Here is a 25,527-nt window from a genome sequence, read left to right on the forward strand (position 1 = left end):
GAAGAGAGCCGTTTAGTGGATAAAATATTTAATAACCAAAAGCCGGCTATCTTTGGATACCAACACCAGCAAAAAAGTCAAACTGTTTTTCAAACTTTGTCCAGTTTATAAGGGGTGGATACAACAGGACGAAGAACATCACAACTTTTCCGACATCCTATCCAAATCACTGCACAAAGATTACTCTTACCTAAGCAGCCTGTTTTCAGAAGTAGAAGGCATTACCATTGAAAAATACATCATCAATCAAAAAATTGAGAAAGTAAAGGAACTTATCATCTATGATCAATTAAGCCTTAGCGAAATTGCGTATAAATTAGGGTACAGTAGTGTTGCACATCTTTCCAATCAATTCAAAAAAGTAACAGGACTTACCCCAAGTCATTTCAAACAGGTAGGACAAAACAAACGTAAACCATTAGATAAAGTATAACTATGAAAAAAATGCTTGCTTTCCTTTTATTTCTTTGCGCACTTTCATCTTGTTCTGAAAAGAAAATCCAAACTAAACATGACTTTGTTGTTGCACAAGGTCAGATGCCTAATATGGTAAAGGACAAAGACAATAACATCCATTTAGTGTATGGTAGTGGCGATAGTATACTCTATTGCTATTCATCGGATAATGCAGCCTCTTTTTCAAAGCCTGCTTTGGTTTCAGTGCTGCCACACGTATATACGTTTGCAACAAGAGGACCGCAAATTGCAGCTACGGAAGGTGGGATAGTCATTACTGCCTGTACATCGTTAGGTAATATTTATTCCTTTTACAAAGAGAATGAAGGGGCGTGGGTACAGGGTAAAAGAGTGAATGATGTAGATACCATTGCAAAAGAAGGACTTATGGCATTAAGTGCGGATGGTAATAATGCTTTTGCTGTATGGCTTGATGTAAGAGGCAATAAGCGAAATAAAATTTATGGAGCAAAGTCAAGCGATGGTGGTAAAATCTGGTCAAAGAATGTAATGGTCTATACCTCTCCTGATACAACCGTTTGTGAGTGCTGCAAACCTTCTGTTGCTGTGAAAGGAAGCAATGTTTACGTAATGTTTAGGAACTGGCTACAAGGTAGCAGGGATTTGTACCTGGCTCAATCGTCGGATGGTAATCATTTTGATGTAGCAAAAAAATTAGGAATCGGCACCTGGAAGCTGAATGGCTGCCCGATGGATGGCGGCGGTTTAGCAGTTGATGAAAAAGGAATGGTACAAACGGTTTGGAGGAGAGAAAGCAAAGTGTATGCCGCAATGCCAAATTCAGTTGAAAAAGAGATTGGACAAGGAAGGGGATGCACACTGGAGACAGTAGATGGTAAAAACGTTTACGCCTGGACTGATAACGGAGACATTGTGATTATGAAACCTGGAGGACAAAGTGAAGTACTTGGTAAAGGAAGCTTGCCTGTCTTAAAGGCATTAGATAATCAGCATATTGCCTGTGTTTGGGAGAATGAGAAGCAGATACATGCGGCTATTGTTCAATTATAATAAATTCAAAAATCTTACAAATCTTATCCATAATTGTGTAACAGCCCGCCCAAAGGCTGGCAGTAGCTTTGTCATACCAAAAATAAATTGGATATGGCAACAGAAAATGATCATGTAATATCCCTCCCTTTGGAGGGCGTGGAGAGCGAGCATTGTGCTTTAATCGTTGATAAGGGATTAAGCAAAGTTCCGGGCATTATTGCGCATAAAGTAGAACTTAATAATAACAGGGCAGTTATCAACACAAACGGCGATTTGGAAGTATTGCCCAATGCTGTTAAAACTATCCGTGACTTAGGCTACGATGTAGATACGGTAAAGAAAAGCTTTCCGGTGCTGAATATGTCTTGCGCTTCCTGTGCAAGCTCTTCACAAAGCATTTTGGAAAGCCAGCCGGGTGTAGTACATGTAGCTGTCAACTATGCCAATGCTACTGCCCAGGTTGAATATATTCCCACCATAACAGATCCTCAAAAATTGAGGACAGCGCTGCAAGGCATTGGCTATGACCTGATGATTGATGAAAGCGAAGAGGCTAAAGAGAGCTTGGAAGAATTGCACCGGAAAAAGTTTCAAACATTAAAGAAGAAAACTATTGGTTCTATACTGCTTTCCATCCCCGTTGTTGTTATCGGAATGTTTTTCATGAATATTCCTTTCGCTAATTACATAATGTGGGCTTTGGCAACACCGGTGGTGCTCATCTTTGGAAGGCAGTTCTTTATTAATGCCTGGAAACAAACAAAGCACCATTCTGCTAATATGGATACACTAGTAGCCTTAAGTACGGGAGTAGCTTATTTATTTAGTGTATTCAATACTGTTTATCCTCAATATTGGCACAGTAAAGGGCTTCATGCGCATGTTTATTTTGAAGCTGCCTCCGTAGTGATTACCTTCATTCTGCTTGGAAAAATGTTGGAGGAAAGAGCCAAAGGTAACACCTCATCCGCCATTAAAAAGCTGATGGGCTTACAACCCAAAACGGTAACCGTTGTAAATCATGGAGGACACCAGATGGAGATGCCTATAGCCAATGTAAAAGTGGGTGACACCCTTTTGGTAAAGCCGGGAGAAAAAATAGCAGTGGATGGTACGGTAAGTTCAGGCAATTCCTTTGTAGATGAAAGTATGATCAGCGGAGAGCCAATACCAGTAGAGAAGAAACAGGGTGAAAAAGTATTTGCAGGTACGATCAATCAGAAAGGCAGTTTCCAGTTTACAGCAGAAAAAGTAGGTGGAGATACTGTACTGGCACAAATTATCAAAATGGTTCAGGAAGCGCAGGGAAGCAGGGCACCTGTTCAAAAGCTGGTGGATAAAATTGCAGGCATCTTTGTTCCGGTAGTTATCCTGATTGCTGTTCTTAGTATGATAGTATGGGTTATATTGGGTGGTGATAATGGTTTTACGCAGGGATTATTGGCAATGGTTACCGTATTAGTAATTGCTTGTCCGTGTGCTTTGGGGTTGGCAACACCTACCGCAATTATGGCTGGTGTAGGTAAAGGAGCAGAAAACGGCATTTTGATTAAGGATGCGGAAAGTTTGGAACTGGCTAAAAAGGTAAATGCAATCATTCTTGATAAAACAGGCACCATTACCGAAGGCAAACCGGTTGTAACAGATATTATATGGAAAGCCGAAGCTGGCGTTCCAGAATTAACTTCATTATTATATACTATTGAATCTCAGTCAGAACACCCGTTAGCAGAGGCTGTTACTCATTATTTTAAAGATAAAAACGTTCAGAAAGTAGCACTGGACCATTTTGAAAGTATTACCGGTGCCGGTATATCAGTTATGTATAATGGCAACAGCTATTATGTGGGTAGTTATAAAATGATGCAGGAAAAGAGAATGCACATTGCGCCAAAATTGCAAATAAAAGCTGATGAGTGGCTGCGGGAAGCCAAAACAGTTATCTTTCTGGCAGACCATACCACCGCTTTGGCAGCTATAGCCATTGCAGATAAGGTAAAAGAAACCTCTGTAAATGCGGTCAAGAGCTTACAACAATCTGGTATTGAGGTGTACATGTTAACAGGAGATAATGAGGCAACTGCAAAAGCTATTGCAGCCCAGCTAGGCATAAAACATTACAAGGCAGAAGTACTGCCGGCACATAAAGCCGACTTTGTAAAGGAATTACAGCAACAGGGTAAAGTAGTGGCAATGGTAGGTGATGGCATTAACGACAGTAATGCCCTCGCACAGGCAGACGTAAGTATAGCAATGGGAAGAGGTAGTGACATAGCAATGGATGTGGCGAAGATGACCATTATTTCATCAGATCTTGCTAAAATTCCGCAGGCAATTCAGCTATCTAAATATACAGTTACCGCTATCAGACAAAACCTGTTCTGGGCTTTTATCTACAATCTTATAGGTATTCCCATTGCAGCAGGTATTTTATTTCCGATAAACGGTTTTCTGTTAAACCCGATGATCGCTGGGGCTGCAATGGCATTAAGCTCTGTGAGTGTCGTGAGCAATAGTTTGCGGTTAAGGTCCAAACACCTTTAACTCAAAATAAGCTATTTCTTGAACCTACCAGTTGCAATCAGGTGAGGCAACTAAATCTTTTCTATCACGTATATTCTTTGAGTATTGTTCAAATCAATTGAATTAGGGTTGGATACATAATACCCACAAGACTCTATGAATAAAATATTCCGTAAAGCAGCAGCACATTATCCATTAAAAACATCAAGCGCTGACTGGGAAAAGATTTCCAATGTCCTCAAAGATGAAAGAAGGAGGAACAATAAACTTATATGGCTATTGCTGCTATTACCATTCATCCTAATATGTACAAGAGTTGTGGATCCTATTAAAAACAATAGCAATTTGGCAGAAGAAACTCAAAACAAAAAGAATTTCAAAGTAAATAAAACAGCAAAGATTCTCAGTAAAGAAGCTACCAAAATTATTGGAAGTGCCGGCATAACCAACGCCGGTAACGAATTTGCTGTTAAGGATATAAAACACAATCAAGGAAAGCAAAGCTCTACCTTAGAGAGTTTAAATGAAAGGACAGAATCCTTTAATACAAGTATTATAATTGATAAGCAAGAATTTATTTCAAATGAAGAGTTACAAAAAGACAACAAAACAAGCTTTGTTCGCGATTCAATAGTGAATACTTCTGTTATAGCAGATAGTAAGCGTATTTCAATAGATAGTCTGGAAAACAACAGTATTCTATATGTAAAGAACAATGTTGTAAAGCCAAAGGACGAAAAGCATAGGGATTTCAGTATAGGCATTGCTGCAGGACCTGATTTTAGCACTGTGAAATTTCAAAAGATTAGAAATATAGGCTACACCTTTGGACTGATTACAGCGTATAGGTTTGCGAAACACTTATCCGTAGAAAGCGGGTTGAACTTTGTTAAGAAGAACTATTACAGTACAGGTGAGTATTTTAACAAGGCGGGAACTGGTATTTCAAATGATGAAAAAATTATTAAACTCAATGGTGCTTGTACTATGTTGGAAGTTCCTTTGAACATTAAATACGATTTTGATCAACGTAAAAAGGGAAACTTTTTTGCTGTTGCAGGATTATCTTCCTACTTGATGAAAAAAGAAAAATACAATTATGTAGCTGACCATCAAAGCAATCTACATAGTGAAAATAAAGCTTACGGGAACCCTGGAAATGATTTGTTTTCTGTTTTAAATATTAGTGGAGGTTACGAGCTAAAGTTGAACAATGCCAACCATTTAAGAATTGAACCTTATTTTAAAGTTCCGTTAGGTGGTATGGGCATCGGAAGTATGCCAATTATGAGAACAGGAGTGACTTTAGGCGTTACCCGAACACTGCACTAACTTCTTATTTGAATTTTGAACATATTCCTTTAGTCAGCATATAAAATTTGCTCCGGTAATCGCTACTGAAATGCCAAAAGGATATAGAACTGAAGCTTCAATAATTTATGAATGGTAAGCCATTCTGAAAAATTTCATCCGCTTTGCTATTAGTTACAACATCAATTAGCTGAACGATACTAATGAAAACCTCATCCTACATTCCTGCATTACGCTATCATTGGCTAACTGGATTTTACGACTTTCTTTTAGGTATCACGTTTCCGGAGAAGAAAATAAAACAAGCGCTAATTGAGCAATTAAACTTAACTGGAAATGAAACAATCCTTGATTTTGGATGCGGTACTGCTACGCTTTCTATTATGATAAAGAAGAATTTTCCTAGTGTAAGGATTATTGCAATTGATGTAGATGATAAAGTCTTATCATTAGCAGAAGAAAAAATAAAACAAGCTGGTGAAATTATAGAACTGAAGAAATACGATGGCGAGGACTTACCATTTAATGCCTGCCATTGTTTTGACAAGATTGTATCTTCTTTGGTATTTCACCACATATCTACAATGCGGAAAAGAATAATTTTGGGTCAACTGCCTAAACTTCTAAAACCAAAAGGCGAGTTTCACATAGCGGATTTTGGAAAAGCCAGTTCTCTATATACCAAATTGGCATTTGCAATATTCCGCAGGTTTGACGGAGAAGAAAACACAAGGGTAAATGCACTTGGGTTATTACCTGAATTTATTAAGGAAGGAGGTTTCCAGGAAGTTAAAATAACACAAAGCTTTGGTACTGCCTATGGCACAGTTTATTTAATAAAGTCTTTTAATATATAAAACATTTGAAAGCAATGAAAGGACTGATCTTAGAGTACGGTGAATACCTGTCTCCTTATAGAAAGGGTAGCTCAAGATATTACAACAAACCCAAAATTGTATAAATCAAATCAATAATTGTGTAACAGCCACCTTGCGCACTCAACTTAATTTTACGTTGTAAATATAAATAAACAGCTATGAAAACGATAGAATTAAAGACAAACATTATGTGTGGCGCTTGTATAGCAAAAGTTACTTCTGCATTAAATGAAACAGTAGGTCAGGGCAATTGGAAAGTAGATACACAAAATCCCAAAAAAGTACTATCTGTAGCTACGGAAACCCTTAACGAAGAAGATGTTATTAATACGGTAGCCAAGGCTGGTTACAAAGCTGAAAAACTATCCTAAACAAAGTGTTATAAAGTCGGGCAAGGTTTTTGCCCGGCTTGTTATTTTACAAATAGTTCTAATTTTGTTAGAAACTTAGCAAGATTAAATTTCGTAGCTTATTGTAGTTATAAAGTGTCTGTTTAAGAAAAAGTGTAATTTAAAGAGTACTATCCAAATTTTTTGAAAAAGAATAGTTCCATACAATTAAAAGCAGTTTTCCTCCTTACCGTATTCGCGTTGAACATGGTGGTGGGGTTTGCTTGTGCCATAGGCATCGATATGGGCTTTAACTCACATCATCACCAAGATGATGAATCAATACAGACTACTGAGCACGTTCATGCTGATGGTAGTAAACATCTTCATCATAATCAGCCTGTTTCACATCATCATGACGAAGCAAACAACCAAACCTCCAAAGATGACAATAATTGCTGCAAGGATAAAGTAACGAAACTTGCACAACTTGACAAATCGGTTCCACAAGCTTATAGCGGTATTCATCCGGTATTCTTTACAGCCTTAGTTTCTACTTTTTATAATATTGAAATTCTTCCTTCTACTGGTATTACCAACGACATTAAACAATTTGTCCGAAGTTACCATCCTCCCATACCAGACATTCGCATAGCTATCCAATCCTTCCAGATATGATTTGATTTAATGTTATTTCTGTCTGCATGGCATTCCCATGTATGTAATTATTTTCTATAACATTAAATCATTTTAAAGTGAACAAGTTATTTCTTATAGCTGCCGTTTTTGTATTGGCAGTTACCCAAAATAGTTTTGCTCAGGATAGTGCAAAACAGTCTCAATCTTCTCAATTACTTTCTCTCTATTACAATATTAAAAATGCTTTGGTAACAGATGATGCTAATGCTGCTTCATTGAGTGCACAGGAGTTTATAAAAGCCTTAAACAGTACTGATTCCAAAGCTATTTCCGAAAGCAATATTTCTGCTCTGTTAAAAGATGCAAATAGCATTGCAGAGACTAAAGATATTAAACATCAGCGTGAACATTTCACCGGTTTGTCTTCCAATATGGTAGCCGCTGTTAAAGCTGGCAAGCTTACTGATCAGCCTGTTTATCAAGCCTATTGCCCTATGAAGAAGGCTTATTGGCTTAGCAAAGACAAAACAATTAAAAATCCCTATTTCGGTAGCGCCATGCTTACCTGTGGCAAAGTCGTTGAAACAATCAATCAGTAATCATTTTCTATTGTAGCAGCCAGGAATTTATATGTTCCTGACTGTATTGCATCAACCATTTCACTAATTATTCAAAAAGTATATGAAAAATTTATTTATCGTGAGTACAGCTATAGCGGTAATAGCTTTTGCTGCCTGCAACAGCGGAAATAATCCATCAACCGATAATAGTAATAGTACTGCAGATACTTCCCAATCAACAATGCCTGCTGCATCAAACGAAACAAGCGGGCAAGCGAGCAATACGCAAACAAACAATGCAGCATCAATCAAGGAAATTGTTACGGGCTACCTGCAATTAAAAAATGCGTTAGCAAATGACGATAGCAAAGAAGCGGCGAATGGCGGTAAAGCAGTAGTGGCTGCCATGCAAAAGTTTGACAAATCTTCTCTTACTGCTGAACAAAAGAAAGATTATGAAGACATGGAAAGTGCGATGAAAGAAAATGCAGAGCATATTGGTGAAAATGCAGGTAAGATAGATCATCAGCGTGAGCATTTTGATATGTTAAGCCAGGATTTGTATGATATGGTAAAAGAGTATGGTGCAGGTCAAAGCCTGTATAAAGACTTTTGCCCTATGTACAATGATAATAAAGGCGCATTCTGGTTAAGTGAAACAAAAGAAATTAAAAATCCATATCTCGGAAAGAAAATGCCAACCTGTGGCGAAGTAAAAGAAGAAATGAAATAAGCCATGAGCCTGGTAAAAAAAGTTCTGTTGCCCTTATTGGCTGTATTTATTTTAATTCAATTTATACAACCTGCTCATAACAAAAGCACCCAGATAATGTCAACAGATATTACAAAAATCTATAACGTTCCCGATAACGTTCAGATTGCTTTAAAGAATGCCTGTTATGATTGCCATAGCAATAACACCAGCTATCCATGGTATTCTAATATGCAACCAATGGCCTGGCTAATGGCAAACCATATTAAAAACGGCAAGGCGGAACTTAATTTTAGTGAGTTTGGTTTATACACAACAAGGCGGCAGAAGAGCAAATTAAAATCAATAGCAAGTCAGATAAATGATGGTGAAATGCCACTATCTTCTTATATGCTGATGCACAAAAATGCCAATCTTTCAAAGGATGAAAAAGCATTAATCATCAACTGGGCAATGAAAACAAAAGACAGTCTTTCGGCAAAGTAGAGGTTGTATATGAATGAAGTAAAGAGAATATTAATTAAAATTTTCAAAGCAATATTTATCCGAAAAAAAGATTGCTGCAAATGAATATTATCAAACATCAGCCGGTAGCATTAGGACAACCTGCTGCCGGCGATGTTTGATGATTGTGAGTACCACAGTTATAATCATTAATGCAAGTATGTTGAAAGTAAAAAAATAGAAAGAACAAAATGAAAAGAATAGTCTTAATAGCTTTTGGCTTGGTGCTGTATTCCTTTGCTTTTGCACAGGAAATGCCTGGAATGAAAATGCCGATGTCCAAAAGCGAAACAAAGAAAACGGGTGAAAAAAGTAATGATAATAAATCTGAAGAAAAAGTAACCTACACCTGTGTTATGCACCCGGAAATTCATTCTCCTAAACCAGGCAATTGCCCAAAGTGCGGAATGAAGCTGGTAAAAGAAAAATCGAAAACTGTAGCCAAGCCAGCAAATAGCAGCAGTAAAATGCACATGTCTAAAGATACATCTATGCCAATGAAGATGGGCATGGACACCAAAGACAGTATACATATGGATGATAATACGCAAATGTCAGGCGATTCATCCAGAGGAAAAACAATGAACATAGGCAATATGAAAATGGACAATATGGATATGCCAAAAGTAAATTTAGGACCCATAAAAACAATTGTCAATAATACGCCTCCGCATACTGTAACGTACCATTTATACATAAGAGATACCACTGTAATGTTTGGCAAAAAACCAAAACGTGCTATTGCAGTGAACGGGCAGATACCTATGCCTACACTTACATTTACCGAAGGTGATACCGCAGAGATATGGGTACACAACGAATTGAATGAAGAAACTTCGCTCCACTGGCATGGACTGTTTCTGCCTAATAAAATGGATGGCGTACCCTTTTTAACTCAAATGCCTATTAAGCCTGGCGCAACATACCTGTATAAGTTTCCTATCATTCAGCATGGCACCCACTGGTATCATAGCCATTCGGGATTACAAGAACAAATTGGTATGTATGGCGCTTTTATCATGAATAAAAGAAAGGAATGGGATATTCCCACCATACCAGTTGTGCTAAGCGATTGGACAGATATGAACCCACGTGAGGTAAACCGTAGTCTTCACAATCAAACAGATTGGTTTGGCATCAGGAAAAACACCATACAAAGTTATTCGGAAGCGATAAAAACGGGCCATTTGAAAACCAAACTTACCAACGAATGGAAACGCATGCTGGCTATGGATGTAAGTGATGTCGCGTACGATAATTTTTTAATTAACGCAAAAAATCAAAGTAGCCATCCGGAATTTAAGGCGGGAGATAAAGTAAGATTGCGCATTGCAAATGGAGGTGCTTCTTCTTATTTCTGGCTTACTTATTCAGGAGGAAAAATAACAGTAGTAGCTACGGACGGTAATGATGTAGAGCCGGTGGAAGTGGACAGGCTGATAATAGCAGTATCCGAAACCTATGATGTGGTCGTAACTATTCCTGAGAACAAAAGTTATGAGTTTTTAGTTACGCCTGAAGATCGTACCAAATCAGCCTCCTTATGGCTGGGCAGTGGGCCAAAAGTACCAGCGGCAAAGCTGCCCACGCTCAAATACTTTGCCGGCATGAAGATGATGAATGACATGATGGATATGCGGGGTAACATGGTACAAATGGAAGGCATGGAAATGTCCAATCAGAGTATGGACATGAACACCGTTATGTACCCTGAGATAACCGGCTACGAAAATAAAGGCAAAACCAAAGGTTCACAAGGTGACAATGGAACCAGCAGCAGTGAAACAGACAATACAGCCAGCCAGGACATGAAAGGCATGGATATGAAGAACGAAAGCAAAAATGACCCAGACAACACAATGTCCATGAATGGGACAACGGAAAACAGGAAGAACAAAGCAGATGAAAAGGGTAGCGTGAAGATGGATAATAGTATGGAGGGCATGGACATGGGTAACACAAGCAGCGATATTGTAACCCTAAACTATACAATGCTTAAAGCACCTGAAAAGACCACCCTGCGCCCCGGGCCGTTGAAAACACTAAGCTTTGAATTAACTGGTAATATGAACCGTTATGTATGGAGTTTAGACAACAAAGTGGTTTCAGAAGCAGATAAAATCTTAATAAAAAAAGGTGAGAACGTAAGGATCATTCTGTATAACAATACTATGATGCGCCACCCGATGCACTTGCACGGACATGACTTCAGGCTATTGAATGGACAGGGAGATTACTCTATTATGAAAAACATCATAGACATTATGCCTATGGAGCGGGACACCATAGAATTTGCTGCAACAGAACCCGGTGGCGACTGGTTTTTCCATTGCCATATTTTATACCACATGATGAGTGGCATGGGTCGGGTGTTTAGTTACCAGGATACGCTGGTAGATAAAACTGATATTACAAGTGCCAGTTTAGCTAAACGTAAATTGAATTCAGACGACCGCCACTTCCATTCAATGGCAAGGATAGGCATTGAAAGCGCCGGTAGCGATGGTATGGCTATGCTATCAAATACACGCAATACAATTGCTACGGCGTGGCACCTGGGCCTTCATCCTGAGCATGGCGAGGAAAGCGAAACTACAGTAGGGCGATACCTCGGCAGAATGCAGTGGTGGAGACCTTTTATTGGTTATGATTATCACTACAAAAGAGTAGGACCGAACGGGGAGGAAATTAAAAAAGGAATAATGGGGAATAACATCTTTGGCAATGATAAGTACAATATGCTTGGTCAGTTAAGTAATAAAAATAATCGTAGCACGATAACAGCAGGCATCCAGTATTTATTGCCAATGAATGTTATATCTGAGTTCCGTACGGACCTCTATGGCAAATTGCGTTTTCAGTTAATGCGGGAAGATATTCCGGTAACACCACGCCTTCGCGCCAACTTCATGGTTAATACAGACAAGGAATACGCCCTCGGCATGCGTTACATCATTACAAAATACGTCAATCTTTCCAGCCACTATGATAGCGACATGGGGTGGGGTGCAGGTATTACAATAACATATTGATGTACTTTTTTAATCCATTCTCTTATGAACACGCATATCAAATCTTTAACATCAAATAAAATAAGAACAGCTATGAAAAAAACAGTATTAGTATTAGGAAGCGCAGTAGTTATAATATTTGCGGCTTGCACTAAAAGTAATGACAACAATCAGTTTTTACAAGCTCATGATGCCAACCGCATGATGGATAGTATGCACGCTGTAATGGACAGAATGAATGCCATGACCATGACAAACGACCCCGAAGTTGATTTTGCAAACATGATGATGATGCACCACGAGGGAGCAATAAATATGGCTAATGCAGAACTGCAGTATGGAGCAAATGATTCACTCAAAAGGTTTGCTCAAAAAGTAATTACCGATCAACAAGCAGAGATAATGGAGTTTGAATCCATATTAGCAACACTTAGCATGGATAATATGGATATGGAGTTCATGCAGGAGCAAATGGACAATATGGGTAAAATGAGTAAAGCCGCCGATGTACAGCTTATAACAGGTGATATTGACAATGATTTTGCAACATTGATGATATGGCATCATCAATCAGCCATAGACAATGCATCAGCGTATCTGCATCACGGTAATAATGAGCAGTTAAAAATGATTGCTACCAATATTATAAAGGCTCAAACAATGGAAATACAGGAACTGGCAGACTGGTTAAAGGCTAACAAGCGATAATAACAGGCGAAATACAATTGAAGGTGCAATTTTCATAGCTGCACCTTCTCCTTCCTTGAAAGGTTTCTTTCAATTTAATCAATAAAAATCAAACATCATGAACAACAAAATCAAATTAGCAATCACGCTTACAGCCGGAGTAATTTTTTTCTCTGCCTGCAACAATGGTACTGCAACTGACAAAAATGGAGCAGATACTACTACAATGAGTAACATGAATAGTGATACAATGGACAAGAAAATGGATATGGGTAATACCAATTCAATGAATAGTGGATTGATGGGTTCTATGAATAGTATGATGGACAAAATGAGCAGCATGCAAATGTCCGGAGATTTTGATATGGACTTTGCTAATATGATGATTGAACACCACCAGGGCGCAATAGATATGAGCGAAGAAGAACTTAAATCAGGCAAGGATGAAAAAATGAAAACAATGGCTCAAAAGATAATTACTGAGCAAAAAGAAGAGCAAAGCAAATTAAAGGATTTTGTAAAAAATCACAAGATTATGAAAATGGATATGGGGCAGCATGATCAACTAAGTAAAGAAATGACTGATATGAAAGCTTCAATGAGCAGTATGCAAATGACTGGTAATACCGATAAAGATTTTGCAACGATGATGATACCTCACCATGAAAGTGCAGTTAAGATGTTTAAAGACGAATTATCGTATGGAATGAATGCACAATTGAAACAAATGGCTCAAAAGGGAATAAGTGACCAAACCAAAGAGATCGATGAATTTAAAAGCTGGATGTCTGCAAATAAGTAAGACCTGTAGCCCTGTAACAAATAGTTTTTCTTAACCAATAAATATCAAACAAATGAGTCACGAAAATCATCGCCAAATTATCACATCACTTTACGATTGTGCCACCGAATGTAATCATTGCGCTACGGTTTGCTTAGATGAACAGGATGTTAAAATGCTTTCCAGATGCATTAAGCTGGATCTGGATTGCGCAGCTATTTGCAGCCTCACCGCTACGCTTTTAGCCCGGGGTTCCGAACATGGGCATCACCTCCTAAAAGAGTGTATTGAGGTTTGTAACGCCTGTGCTGAAGAATGTGAAAAACATGCCAGTATGGGTATGGAGCATTGCAGGACTTGTGCAGAAGCTTGCAGAGCATGTGCCGAGGCTTGCAATAATCACATTAATCAGTAGCATCTATAAAAGATGCAGGTGTGTACACCTGCATCTTTTATTAATTGAAATAGAACTTTTTTACATAGCTTATAATCTGTACATCCTTCCAGTAGAATAGAGAATCATACAATTGAGTTTTATAAAGCAGTTGAAAAAATCAGAAGTGTTTGGAATTGAAAGTTATTAAGTGCTTTTCATTTTTAAATTTTAAAAAGCACGGAACTTAAAACTTAATAAACCAGTAATACCTGAATCGCTATAATCCAGTTAAGAAATTAAACATTCTTTATGTTCAAAGACTATCCTTCACTCCATCCTTTGGCTATTCACTTTCCTATAGTGCTATTACTGCTTGCTGTTCCTTTTCAGGCTATTGTTATCTGGAAACCAAATTGGGTACAGATACGCTGGACTGCCTTGTTTATTATGGCAGGAGGTTTCTTTTCTGCATGGGCAGCAAGCACTTTATTTCATGCAATGATTTCGCCGGATGCACCTAAATCAGCCTTGATCCTATTTAAAGCGCATGAAAAGTACGCACAATATACTTTATGGATGGCAGGTGGTACTTTACTATTAAAAGGCATAGGTGATTTTTATAAAATCAACCGTCGCTCTTTTGATGTAATAGTGTTAATAGCCGCAATTATATCAGCTATATTTCTTTCCGTAGCAGGTCATCATGGTGCAAGGCTTACACATGTAGAAGGTGTGGGTCCTATGGGTAAATATTTAGGTACGGAGGAAGATGAAAAGAATATGGAAAACGGTACTATGGATATGGGCAATATGAAAATGGATTCTGCAAAGAAGATGAGCGATAGTATGCCGGGCATGAATAATATGCCTTCTATGGATACCATGAAGGGCATGGATTCTTCAATGGATATGAATGGCATGGATAACATGGATAACATGAAAAACATGCCGGGTATGGGCAAAAAGGATAACAAAAACAATATGAAAGACATGAAGGGAATTAAAGACATGAAAGGTATGGATAACATGAAAGATATGCCGGGAATGGATAAGTCGGATAAAAACAAGATGAAAGATATGAAAGGCATGGATAACATGAAAGACATGGACAATATGAAGAACATGCCGGGTATGGATACATCCGGTAAAAAAAACAGTATGAATGATATGAAGGGAATGAACAACATGAAGGATATGCCGGGCATGGATTCTTCAATGAATATGAAAGATATGGGTAACATGAAGGGCATGAAAAGCATGAAACTCATTGATTCATCCAAACCCTATGATAATAATCCTGCAAGGGAAAGAACTGATTCTGCTAAAAGGGATAAATAGTAAAGTACTTCAACTACCATTTAATACAGGGAAAGATGAAAATGAATATGAGATATATAGCTGTTATAGGAACCTGCTTTTTTAGTACTCTTTTATTTGCACAAACAGGTGGAACAAAAACTGCTGGTGAAAGTAATAAGCTACCTTCCAAATATCAAGGCAAAAGAGTAGAGTATGATTTATACATTGCCGATACGATGGTTAACTACACCGGCAAAAAAAGAAAAGCCATCGCAGTAAATGGCTCCATACCTGCTCCATCCTTATATTTTACCCAGGGCGATACCGCTATTATCAGGGTACACAATACTATGAAAGAAGAAACTTCTGTGCATTGGCATGGTGTACTCGTACCCAATTCTGAAGATGGAGTGCCTTATTTAAACACAGCCCCTATCAAGCCGGGCACTATTCATACTTTTACTTTCCCCATCAAACAAAGCGGCACATTCTGGTATCACTCTCACACCATGCTGCAAGAACAAGCTGGTCTTTATGGTTCTATTGTTATCAAAAGACCAGATGAACCAAAGATGAAAGAATATGTGCTTGTATTGTCCGACTGGTCTAATGAAAAACCGCGTGAGATTCAACGCTACCTTAAAAAAGGCGCAGAATGGTATTCCATTAAGAAAGGTGCTTTGCAGAGCTACGGCGAAGCCATTGCTGCCGGTTATCTCAAAGACAAACTGCATCAGGAATGGAAAAGGATGACACCAATGGATGTGGCAGATGTGTATTACAACCGGTTCCTTATTAATGGAAAGGATAAGAATTATTTTAAAGATGCAAAGCCTGGGGAAATTATAAAACTTAGGGTTATAAACGGTGGCTCTTCTTCTTATTTTACCATTCAGTTTGCAGGGGGGCAAATGCAGGTTGTATCTGCCGATGGCATTAATGTAATGCCCTTAATGGTTGATAAAATTGAACTTGCAACTGCCGAGACTTATGACGTTCTTATTAAGATGCCCGAAGATACCGCTGCTTATGAGTTCAGGGCTACCTCCTGGGATATAACAGGGTATGGTTCTGTTTTTCTGGGAAACGGACCGGAGGTAAATGCACCGTCGCTGCCTAAGCTTAACTACTTTGCTATGATGCGGGAAATGAACAGCATGATGAGTAATATGAATATGAGTGGCGGCGGCATGAACATGAAGGGCATGAAAGACATGAAGGGAATGAATATGGGTGGCGGGGATATGAAGGGAATGAACATGAACGACAAAAAAGACACAGCTAACAAGAACAACACACAAGGCATGGACATGCCGGGAATGGATATGAATAAAAAGGATAATGCAGGAATGGAAGGCATGGACATGAACGGAAGCAATATGCAATCCGGCGGTAACATGCCCGGAATGTTTATGCCTGGCATGGGACCAGAAGGCATCAAACTAAATTATGATATGTTGAGAAGCATCAATCCAACTACTTTAGACTCAACAAAAAAAATCCACGAGATTAAGCTCACCTTAACGGGCAATATGCTTCGCTATATCTGGTCTTTTGATAATAAAACTCTTTCCGAGTCTGATAATATTCTTATCCATCATGGAGAAAATGTCCGTATGATATTGACCAATACTACTATGATGCGGCACCCGATGCACCTGCATGGTCACTTTTTCCGTTTCGTAAATGCACAGGGTGAATACTCGCCAATGAAACACACATTTGACATTAAACCAATGGAGACTGTTACTATTGAATTTTACGCAAATGAAGAAAAAGACTGGTTTTTTCATTGTCATAATTTGTTCCACATGGTGAGCGGTATGGCAAGAGTAGTGAGCTATGAAGGCAGTGAGAAAAATGAATTTGCACAAACAGGATACAAAGAGTTAAAAAGAGAAGACAGGAAGATATATCCGTGGGCAGATATTTCTGTTCACTCACAGGGTGTGTGGGGGCAGTTCAACTTTTCTAATAACAAAAATGCCTTAGAAATAGAAAGCCGCGCCACCTACAAAGGGGATGTGGAAGCGGAAAACCATTTGCTTCGCTATTTAGACAAGCAGCAGTATTTAGCTGCCTTTATAGGGTATGATTACCGAAGAAACAGAACTCATCCCGAGTACTCAAAACCCAATTCAACAGATAACCGTAATGTATTTGATGCAGGGTTTTATTATCTGCTACCCATGCTGGTGCGTTCAGAATGGAGAATAGATAATACCGGACGCTTGCGTTTGCAGCTTGAAAGAAGAGACTTAGCATTAAGTAATAATTTCTTTGCCGACTTGCGGGTGAATACAGATAAAGAATATACAGTAGGCTTTCGTTACCAGTTCAGCCGGTATTTTTCCATTAGCACCAATTACGATAGCGACTATAAGTGGGGTGCGGGACTAACCCTTCATTATTGATTCAAAGTAGAAAGCAATGCAAACATTCCTTGTCATCTGGTTTATATTAACAGCAGTATCTGTGGCTTATGTTGCCTACGACTTAATGGTACGAACCCCCGAAATGAAAGTAATGAAATGGGGTTGGGTAGTGGTAACTTTATACACAGGAATTTTCGGATTAATCACTTATATTTTATCCTGCCGTGAACCCTCGCCCGGCACACATGAAAAGTTTGTCGCTCCTCTCTGGAAACAAACCGTCGGCTCAACCATACACTGCATGGCAGGCGATGCAACAGGAGTGATAGTGGTAGCTTTTATTACCGCATTACTCAATTTACCTATGGGTATAGACAGTATACTTGAATACATCGCCGGCTTCGCTTTCGGGCTATTCATCTTCCAGTCTCTTTTTATGAAGGATATGTTGGGAGGAAGCTATGCAGAAGCCGTTCGTAAAACCTGGTATCCGGAATGGATGTCCATGAATTTTGTAATGGCAGGAATGATACCGGTAATGATTATTTTAATGACTGGTGATATGCGAAATATGGAAGTTAAATCACTACGTTTTTGGGGTATTATGTCGCTTGCATCATTGGTGGGTGGTGTGCTCGCAATACCTGTAAACTGGTGGATGGTAAAGAATAAATTAAAACATGGAATGGGTACAGAAAGAGTATTAGGCAAAGGTGGTGCTAAAGAAAATAATGAAAATAAAATGGGTATGGACATGCCGGGAATGGATATGAAAGCAACTGATAAAGGTGTTAACCATAGTATGCATGCTGCTAAAACTGGTGATAATATGAAAAGAATGGATATGAACAGTTACGTTTCTTTAAAAACAAAAATTACTGTTGCCATAATTTCAATAATCGTATTAGCAATAGGTATTTCAGCAGCAGGTTACTGGGGTGATTTTTCTATGAAACCACAAGATAACCGACCAATGAAGATGAATAAAAAAATGTAAAAGTTTATGAGTGTAAATCAAAAAGTACAGTACTAAAATCATTTAAATACTTTAATTGAGAAAGGTTTTAATCCACAAATGTTGTATATGAGGCTCTTTATTAAAAACATGGTCTGCCCAAGATGTATAATAGCAGTTAAACAGTTGCTTGAGCAGTTGGGATTAAAGGCGAAATCTGTTTTTTTAGGAGAAGTAGAGTTGTATGGAAAGCCAAATGAAGAACAGTTCCAAAAGTTGAATGAAGCTTTATCAAAAATAGGCTTTGAATTACTCTCCGAACCAAATCAGCAAATAGTGGATAAGATAAAAACACTGATTATTCAAAAAGTTCAAAGCAGTTCTATAGAACCACATTTTTTGTTAAGCACTTACCTCAAAAGCAACCTTCTAAAAGACTATTCTACTTTAACAAAAATATTTTCGGAGGTGGAAGGCGATACGGTTGAGAAGTATTTCATTCTGCAAAAGATTGAAAAAGCCAAAGAACTGTTGCTGTACAGGCAAATGACTAAAAAAGAAATTGCAACAAGCTTAGGCTACAGTAGTTGCCAGCATTTTTCAATGCAGTTCAAAAAGATGACGGGGTATTCACCCAGAGATATAAAAAAATATGGATTCAAGGATAGAAGATCAATTGACAATGTTACCTCTAAAATAAGTGTTTAGATATACAATTTCCCCATAATTGTATAAAAATGTTAAGATAAAGGTTTGGTATTTGTAATTAAAAAATGCAGGAGTATGGCTGGTATTACAGCTTAGGAGGAAATTTCAAAATTTAATTATTAATAGCTGTCTTTTACTCAATTGCAATAGTGTCTTTATTTTCTAACTATAACAAATCACACCTTATGCAAAGCCCAATTTTATTTTTCAGAACCACTGCCATAGCCTTGGTGAGTGGCATTTTTTTGCTTGCAAGCTGCCAGAAAGAACAGGCAGCCGGTCCAGAGCAGCAGACCTTAACGCAGTCCGGCACTGCACAAGCAGTTGACCAAATGCCTAACATAGATGCAGATATGGCTTTTGATTCAGCAGCCATGCATATCATGATGAACATGATGCAGCAGATGAACAGTATGCATATGACCTGCGACCCGGATATTGACTTTGCCCACATGATGATTATGCATCATGAGGCAGGTATTCAGATGGCAGATGCAGAAATAATGTATGGTCATGACGCGGAAGCAAAAGCTATAGCACACGAAACCAGAGAAGGTAATATGGAAAGTAAACACAGATTGCAAGCTTACCTGGCTACTAATCCAACGCATCATCCACTTTCTGAAATGGAGTGCATGATGTTCATGAAACAATTGGATAAGTCTATGCAGGTAATGATGATGGGCATGAACAAAGCTTCCAATATAAAAAATGTGGATGTAGATTTTGCCAGCCAGATGATGGCTCACCATGCAGGTGCTTTAGGTATGTCGGAAGTTGAACTGAAATGGGGAAGAGATCACGCTACATTAAGCGAAGCGAGCATGATTATCAAAGAACAGGCTAAAGAAATAGTGGAACTTGGTAGATTTGTTAAACAGCATGTCGGTTCAAAGTAGTCATTAACTACCTGAATGTTAATATTAAAAAGGAAGAGGCAACATTTATTTGTTGTCTCTTCCTTATTTTCCATCCTACTTGTAAAGAATGCTGATCTTTAAGACCGATTACTTAATTTTAAGGTGCTCTAAAATTGAAAATTTAGGATATGGATTAGCAATAAGAAGATGGAGCTACGAAAAATACAGCATGATAACATGTGATGAATCTTAGTAAGAGTAAGCCCAAATCGGAACGATTACAGACCTTAAGAATCTTTCAGAAGAAAGAACCATTAAAAATAAATTTTACAGCTTTTCATAAAATAATCACGAAAGAAGAATAGGTATGAAAAATATCCTTTTACTATCAATCTTAATTAGTTCATTTACTATTTTGTCTTGTACTAAAGAGGATGGCAAACTGAATTTACAATCGCATGATGAGAACGAAACAATGGCATCGTTACACGATATGATGAATGATGTAGATACAATTTCGTTCTCAAATGGCTTGGAATTAGATTTTATAAGTGTTATGAAAGTTCTTCATCATGGTGGAAATATGTCTGGCGCACTATTTCACGAGAACAAGAACAATGAATTAATGCAAATAGCAGAAAATCGATTTCTGAACCTGCATGTACTCTTGTATGATTCAATTGACTTAAGCTCAATCACTGTTTATAATAGCGATTCTGCATTCAAAGCCGAGCTAACGGAAAATTTAGAAGTAATGTCAAAAGTTGCTGACACTCAATTAATTACCGGAGATGTTGACAATGATTATGCTACATTAATGATACCTCATCTGCAACTTATAATAGCAACTTGTAATTCCTATTTAAATTATGGTACTGATTCTTCTATCCGAACAATAGCGCATGAAATTATTGATTTAGAGAATACCGAAATATTAGAGCTGTCCAACTGGTTGATTGATAATAAAAGATAGATACTCTTGCAGGAGCAAATATTATTTGTGCATTTCTTATGAAAATGCAACAGCCGAAGAAATTGCAATGGAACTGATGTGGCAAACCTTAATAATAAACTAATGTAAAAACATGGAACAATCACATCACCAACATCATCAGCACAATGAACATGCAGAGGCATCCACTGCTGCAATGAAGCAAGAAGCTCAACAGCACTCAAATGAGCACCACCATACAATGGAGCAGGAAGGTAAGGCTGCAGAGGGCAACATGCACGATAAACATGCCGGGCACCATACGGAAGATTTCTTAAACCGATTCTGGATTTGTCTATTACTTACCATTCCCGTGTTGTTGCTTTCTGAAATGATTCAGCACTGGTTTAACTTTCATATCAACTTTACGGGTAAAAACTACGTATTGCTTGCATTAGGAACCATCATTTATTTTTATGGCGGCTCACCTTTTCTTACCGGCATGGTAAGGGAAATCAAGTATGGCAATATTGGAATGATGACGCTTGTTGCCTTAGCTATTTCTGTAGCTTATGTGTATAGTGTGGCAGTAGCTTTCGGGCTGCAGGGTATGGACTTCTTTTGGGAGCTTGCAACCCTGATAGATATTATGCTACTGGGGCACTGGCTGGAAATGCGCTCACAAATGGCAGCTTCTAATGCCCTACAATCCCTCGTTGCGTTGTTGCCTTCCGAAGTGCATGTAGAACGAAATGGCGAAGTAAAAGATATTGATTTAAAAGAACTGAAAAAGGAGGATGTAATTGTAGTAAAACCTGGCGAAAAAGTACCTGCCGATGCTATGGTAATTGATGGTACATCTTACGTGAATGAAAGCATGCTTACGGGCGAAAGCGTGCCGGTAAAAAAAGAAAAGGATGCAAAGCTGATTGCTGGCTCATTAAATGGCGATGGTTCTATCAGAGCTGTAGTGACCGGAGCTGGTGAAGATAGCTATCTTAATAAGGTCATCAACCTCGTTCAATCTGCACAAAGTGCAAAATCCAATACGCAAAATTTGGCAGATCGTGTTGCAAAATGGTTAACCATCATCTCCATTCTGGTAGGGATAGCGACCTTTATTTTCTGGTACAGCAAGGAAGGTGATTTAGCCGCTGCTTTAGAACGGCTTGTAACAGTAATGGTTACTTCGTGTCCGCATGCGCTGGGTGTGGCTATTCCCTTAGTAGTTGCCATTTCTACTACCAGAGCAGCCGTAAGCGGTCTGTTAATCAGAAACAGAACTGCGTTTGAAAATGCCCGCAAGCTAACGACTATTATTTTTGATAAAACCGGCACTCTCACCAAAGGCTCTCACGAAGTGCAAAAAGTGATTGCTATCAATAATGCTTATACCTCCGATGAGGTATTGCAATATGCTGCTGCTGCCCAGCAAAGCTCCGAGCATTATATAGCCCGCGGTATGTTGCGAAAGCTGAAAGTAAAAGGGCTTCCGCTTTGGAAATCTGAAAACTTCAGGTATGAGCAGGGAGTAGGCGTAAGTGCTACTGTCAGTGGTAAAGAAGTAGTAGTTGGTGGTCCTAACTATTTCAAACAAAAAAATTTACCATTACCTCCAATACCAACTGAAGTGGATCAGAACACCGAAACCGTAAGCTTTGTGTTGATTGGGGGGGAGCTGGCGGGCATTATTACACTGGCTGATACCATAAGAGAAAGTGCTGCTGCTGCTATTCAGGAGTTAAAGGAGATGCACATAAAATCTTTTCTACTTACAGGCGATAACGAAAAAATTGCAGCCTCTGTTGCAGGCAAATTAGGAATGGATGGTTATTTAGCAAACGTGCTTCCGCATCAAAAACAGGAAAAGCTGAAAGAGTACCAAATCAAAGGTGAAGTGGTGGCGATGACTGGTGACGGCGTAAATGATGCACCAGCGTTGGCGCAAGCAGATGTGGGGATAGCAGTAGGCAGCGGAACAGATGTGGCAGCCGAAACCGCCGATATAATTTTGGTAAACAGCGACCCTAAAGATGTAGCTAATATGATTGCCTTTGGCAGGGCTACCTACCGCAAAATGATTCAGAATTTGTTTTGGGCAGTAGGATACAACCTCATTGCCATTCCCCTTGCTGCCGGTGTGTTATATCCACGCTTTGTATTAAGTCCTGCAATGGGTGCTGTGCTGATGAGTTTGAGTACCGTTATTGTAGCATTTAATGCGCAATTATTGAAGAGAGATTTTAAACAGTAGTTTTTACACTAAAGGAGCACATTATGACAATAGATAAAATATCCGAAATATTAGGTGATGAAGCACAATCACTTTTATCTTTTAAAAGCGCAGCAGTTTCTAAAGAATATCTACATCTGCCATCACCTGATTTTATAGATTACAATTTTGCACTATCAAACAGAAATGCACAAACGCTCAGGAGCCTTGCCCAACTATACAATTTTGGCCGGCTGGCGCACACCGGCTATTTGTCTATCCTGCCCGTTGATCAGGGAATAGAGCACAGTGCAGGTGCTTCTTTTGCATCCAACCCTATTTACTTTGATCCGGAGAACATTGTTCGCCTTGCCATTGAGGGTGGCTGCAATGGCGTGGCAACCACTTTTGGAGGAATGGCGCTAATGTCTCGTAAGTATGCACATAAGATTCCGTTTATAGTAAAAATTAACCACAATGAACTATTGACATATCCCAACAAGTATGATCAGATTATGTTTGGTTCCGTGCGGGATGCATGGAATCTGGGAGCAGTGGCGGTAGGGGCAACCATTTATTTTGGCTCTTCCAATGCTGACCGGCAGATTATAGAAGCATCCAAAGCATTTGAAGAAGCACATAGCCTTGGAATGGCAACTATACTGTGGTGTTATTTGCGCAATGATGCTTTCAAAGTTGGTGGTAAAGACTATCACGTAGCAGCAGATTTAACCGGTCAGGCAAACCATATAGGAGTAACAATACAGGCAGACATTATCAAACAAAAACTCCCGGAAAATAATGGTGGTTACAAAGCCTTGAATATGGGAAGCAGCAACTATGGAAAATTGGACGAGCGCATGTACAGCAAGCTTACCTCCGATCATCCCGTTGATTTATGCCGCTACCAGGTGTTGAACTGTTATAATGGAAGAATAGGGCTTATTAATTCGGGTGGAGCTTCTGCCGGAGTTTCCGACATGAGGGAAGCTATACGAACAGCCGTCATCAACAAACGGGCTGGCGGTATGGGACTTATTTCGGGAAGAAAAGCTTTTCAGCGTCCGTTTGAAGAAGGTGTGATGCTGTTGCAAGCTATACAGGATGTGTATTTGTGTAAGGATATTGATATTGCATAATTAGGAATAGAGAATGATCATTTTTAAATAAGAAAATCCCACTAACCAGCAATTAAGAATTTAATACCCTATCGGAAATTAAAGCACAATTTTTGTTTGCAGCAAAACCTTCAGCTGACGAATATCATCTTTTCTATTGATTCCAGTCATGATTAAAGCGTTTGGCACAGAATACTTTTAGTGTATTAAATCAATACACAAAAGAGTTAATTATGAGAAAGCTATCCGTACTGATTGTAACAATGTTTTGCTTACTTTCTTTCAATCAGGTAAACGCACAAAAGGAACCTATTACTGCTGCATCAGCTACAAAAAACAGAGGCTATACTGTACTCAACAAAGAAGGTGCAATAACTATTTACAAGTATCAGCATCGTGCACATTCTCCTAAAGAGACAGAAAAGTATGCACCTGCTTATTTCTTTACTACTGCATCTTCTGATGTGCTGCAGCCCTTAACAAAGGACAATGTAAAGAAAGCCTTTCCTGATAACCACCCTTTCCATGAGGCTATTGATGCCACCTTCAGGTCTGATGAAGAATTGCACAACTATGACACATATCATAAGATGTATAAGCTAAACTGGCTGTTGCAGGAGCATTCGCATTAATCATAAATCCATTTAAACAACCACATTAGCTTTATCAATATGCTCAAGTACACAAAATTGTATATTGTGAACATGTGTTGCACAAGCTGCATAGCCGCAGTGAAGCAATTAATGAGTGAAGCTAATTATCCGGTTAAATCAGTTTCACTTGGAGAAGTAGTTATAAAAGGAACATTGAATGCTGATGAAAACAGATCGCTAAATGAAAAGCTTTTAACGAAAGGTTTTTTTATTGCAGGATCTCTAAAAGAGACTACAATTATTAAAATTAAAACTGCGCTTTTTGAGTATCTGAATAATGTCTTACAACAAAATGAGCGAAGAAAAGCTTCGGCTTATGTTGAACAGTATGTGGGGCTTAAATATCATTACTTAAGCAGGCTTTTTTCAGAAAGTGAAAAAATGACCATAGAACAGTACTTACTTTTATTAAAGATTGAGAAAGCTAAAGAACTTCTTTTGCAGAATGATGTTAATATCGCCGATGTCGCCTACTCACTGGGTTATAGCTGTTCTCAAACATTTTCCACACAGTTCAAAAAAGCTACCGGAAAAACTCCATTAATGTTTAAGCAGGATCCAACGCCGGCAAGAGTTCATCTCAATAGATTGACAGGTTAAAATTTCAAACATTTTACTCATCTCAACTAACAATA

The 25,527-nt window shown here is 38.6% G+C and carries 24 protein-coding genes; all 24 read left to right on the forward strand.

Annotation, left to right across the window (positions count from 1 at the left end; genetic code table 11):
* The first annotated feature begins 52 nt into the window (after positions 1–52).
* A complete protein-coding gene (locus tag FC093_RS17005; protein WP_394347975.1) occupies positions 53–433 on the forward strand; it encodes a helix-turn-helix domain-containing protein in 381 nt (126 codons plus the stop codon).
* A 2-nt stretch (positions 434–435) separates the two neighbouring features.
* The gene (locus tag FC093_RS17010) at positions 436–1,488 is read left to right on the forward strand and encodes a sialidase family protein (protein ID WP_137263014.1); all 1,053 of its coding nucleotides are present in this window, start codon (positions 436–438) and stop codon (positions 1,486–1,488) included.
* A 93-nt stretch (positions 1,489–1,581) separates the two neighbouring features.
* Positions 1,582–4,014, forward strand: a complete 2,433-nt coding sequence (locus FC093_RS17015) for a heavy metal translocating P-type ATPase (RefSeq protein ID WP_137263015.1) — start codon at positions 1,582–1,584, stop codon at positions 4,012–4,014.
* 135 nt (positions 4,015–4,149) lie between these two features.
* Positions 4,150–5,325, forward strand: coding sequence for a porin family protein (locus FC093_RS17020; RefSeq protein ID WP_137263016.1), 1,176 nt, complete (start codon positions 4,150–4,152; stop codon positions 5,323–5,325).
* 182 nt (positions 5,326–5,507) lie between these two features.
* Positions 5,508–6,161 carry a class I SAM-dependent methyltransferase gene (locus FC093_RS17025; protein ID WP_137263017.1) on the forward strand — a complete coding sequence of 218 codons (654 nt, stop codon included), beginning with the start codon at positions 5,508–5,510 and terminating at the stop codon, positions 6,159–6,161.
* A gap of 179 nt (positions 6,162–6,340) precedes the next feature.
* Positions 6,341–6,553, forward strand: a complete 213-nt coding sequence (locus tag FC093_RS17030; RefSeq protein ID WP_137263018.1) for a heavy-metal-associated domain-containing protein — start codon at positions 6,341–6,343, stop codon at positions 6,551–6,553.
* A 162-nt stretch (positions 6,554–6,715) separates the two neighbouring features.
* On the forward strand, positions 6,716–7,189 hold the full coding sequence (locus FC093_RS17035; protein WP_137263019.1) for a hypothetical protein: 474 nt from the start codon (positions 6,716–6,718) through the stop codon (positions 7,187–7,189).
* Between the two features lie 77 nt (positions 7,190–7,266).
* Positions 7,267–7,749, forward strand: a complete 483-nt coding sequence (locus FC093_RS17040) for a DUF3347 domain-containing protein (protein WP_206106605.1) — start codon at positions 7,267–7,269, stop codon at positions 7,747–7,749.
* An 82-nt stretch (positions 7,750–7,831) separates the two neighbouring features.
* A complete protein-coding gene (locus FC093_RS17045; protein ID WP_137263020.1) occupies positions 7,832–8,443 on the forward strand; it encodes a DUF3347 domain-containing protein in 612 nt (203 codons plus the stop codon).
* Between the two features lie 3 nt (positions 8,444–8,446).
* Positions 8,447–8,908: a heme-binding domain-containing protein gene (locus FC093_RS17050; RefSeq protein WP_137263021.1), complete on the forward strand. Its 462-nt coding sequence runs from the start codon at positions 8,447–8,449 to the stop codon at positions 8,906–8,908.
* Between the two features lie 209 nt (positions 8,909–9,117).
* On the forward strand, positions 9,118–11,958 hold the full coding sequence (locus FC093_RS24255; protein WP_137263022.1) for a multicopper oxidase domain-containing protein: 2,841 nt from the start codon (positions 9,118–9,120) through the stop codon (positions 11,956–11,958).
* Positions 11,959–12,030: 72 nt separating this feature from the next.
* Positions 12,031–12,645: a DUF305 domain-containing protein gene (locus FC093_RS17060; RefSeq protein ID WP_170971130.1), complete on the forward strand. Its 615-nt coding sequence runs from the start codon at positions 12,031–12,033 to the stop codon at positions 12,643–12,645.
* Between the two features lie 97 nt (positions 12,646–12,742).
* A complete protein-coding gene (locus tag FC093_RS17065) occupies positions 12,743–13,426 on the forward strand; it encodes a DUF305 domain-containing protein (RefSeq protein ID WP_137263024.1) in 684 nt (227 codons plus the stop codon).
* Positions 13,427–13,580: 154 nt separating this feature from the next.
* A complete protein-coding gene (locus FC093_RS17070) occupies positions 13,581–13,820 on the forward strand; it encodes a four-helix bundle copper-binding protein (protein ID WP_240743351.1) in 240 nt (79 codons plus the stop codon).
* Between the two features lie 270 nt (positions 13,821–14,090).
* Positions 14,091–15,119 (forward strand): DUF2231 domain-containing protein, encoded by a 1,029-nt coding sequence (locus tag FC093_RS17075; RefSeq protein ID WP_137263026.1) that lies wholly within the window; start codon positions 14,091–14,093, stop codon positions 15,117–15,119.
* Between the two features lie 47 nt (positions 15,120–15,166).
* Positions 15,167–17,494, forward strand: coding sequence for a multicopper oxidase domain-containing protein (locus FC093_RS17080; RefSeq protein WP_170971131.1), 2,328 nt, complete (start codon positions 15,167–15,169; stop codon positions 17,492–17,494).
* A gap of 16 nt (positions 17,495–17,510) precedes the next feature.
* Complete coding sequence (locus FC093_RS17085) at positions 17,511–18,452, forward strand: DUF4396 domain-containing protein (protein WP_137263028.1); 942 nt, start codon at positions 17,511–17,513, stop codon at positions 18,450–18,452.
* 87 nt (positions 18,453–18,539) lie between these two features.
* Positions 18,540–19,118, forward strand: a complete 579-nt coding sequence (locus FC093_RS17090) for a helix-turn-helix domain-containing protein (RefSeq protein WP_137263029.1) — start codon at positions 18,540–18,542, stop codon at positions 19,116–19,118.
* A 185-nt stretch (positions 19,119–19,303) separates the two neighbouring features.
* Entirely contained in the window at positions 19,304–20,017 is a 714-nt protein-coding gene (locus tag FC093_RS17095; RefSeq protein ID WP_137263030.1) for a DUF305 domain-containing protein, read from the forward strand.
* A 328-nt stretch (positions 20,018–20,345) separates the two neighbouring features.
* Positions 20,346–20,951 (forward strand): DUF305 domain-containing protein, encoded by a 606-nt coding sequence (locus tag FC093_RS17100; RefSeq protein WP_137263031.1) that lies wholly within the window; start codon positions 20,346–20,348, stop codon positions 20,949–20,951.
* Positions 20,952–21,063: 112 nt separating this feature from the next.
* Positions 21,064–23,163, forward strand: coding sequence for a copper-translocating P-type ATPase (locus tag FC093_RS17105; protein WP_137263032.1), 2,100 nt, complete (start codon positions 21,064–21,066; stop codon positions 23,161–23,163).
* A gap of 23 nt (positions 23,164–23,186) precedes the next feature.
* Positions 23,187–24,260: a class I fructose-bisphosphate aldolase gene (locus tag FC093_RS17110; RefSeq protein ID WP_137263033.1), complete on the forward strand. Its 1,074-nt coding sequence runs from the start codon at positions 23,187–23,189 to the stop codon at positions 24,258–24,260.
* 212 nt (positions 24,261–24,472) lie between these two features.
* Positions 24,473–24,871 carry a hypothetical protein gene (locus FC093_RS17115; RefSeq protein ID WP_137263034.1) on the forward strand — a complete coding sequence of 133 codons (399 nt, stop codon included), beginning with the start codon at positions 24,473–24,475 and terminating at the stop codon, positions 24,869–24,871.
* Between the two features lie 111 nt (positions 24,872–24,982).
* The gene (locus tag FC093_RS17120; RefSeq protein ID WP_170971132.1) at positions 24,983–25,492 is read left to right on the forward strand and encodes a helix-turn-helix domain-containing protein; all 510 of its coding nucleotides are present in this window, start codon (positions 24,983–24,985) and stop codon (positions 25,490–25,492) included.
* Positions 25,493–25,527: the final 35 nt, after the last annotated feature.

The organism is Ilyomonas limi (assembly GCF_005233845.1).
Lineage (GTDB): Bacteria > Bacteroidota > Bacteroidia > Chitinophagales > Chitinophagaceae > Ilyomonas > Ilyomonas limi.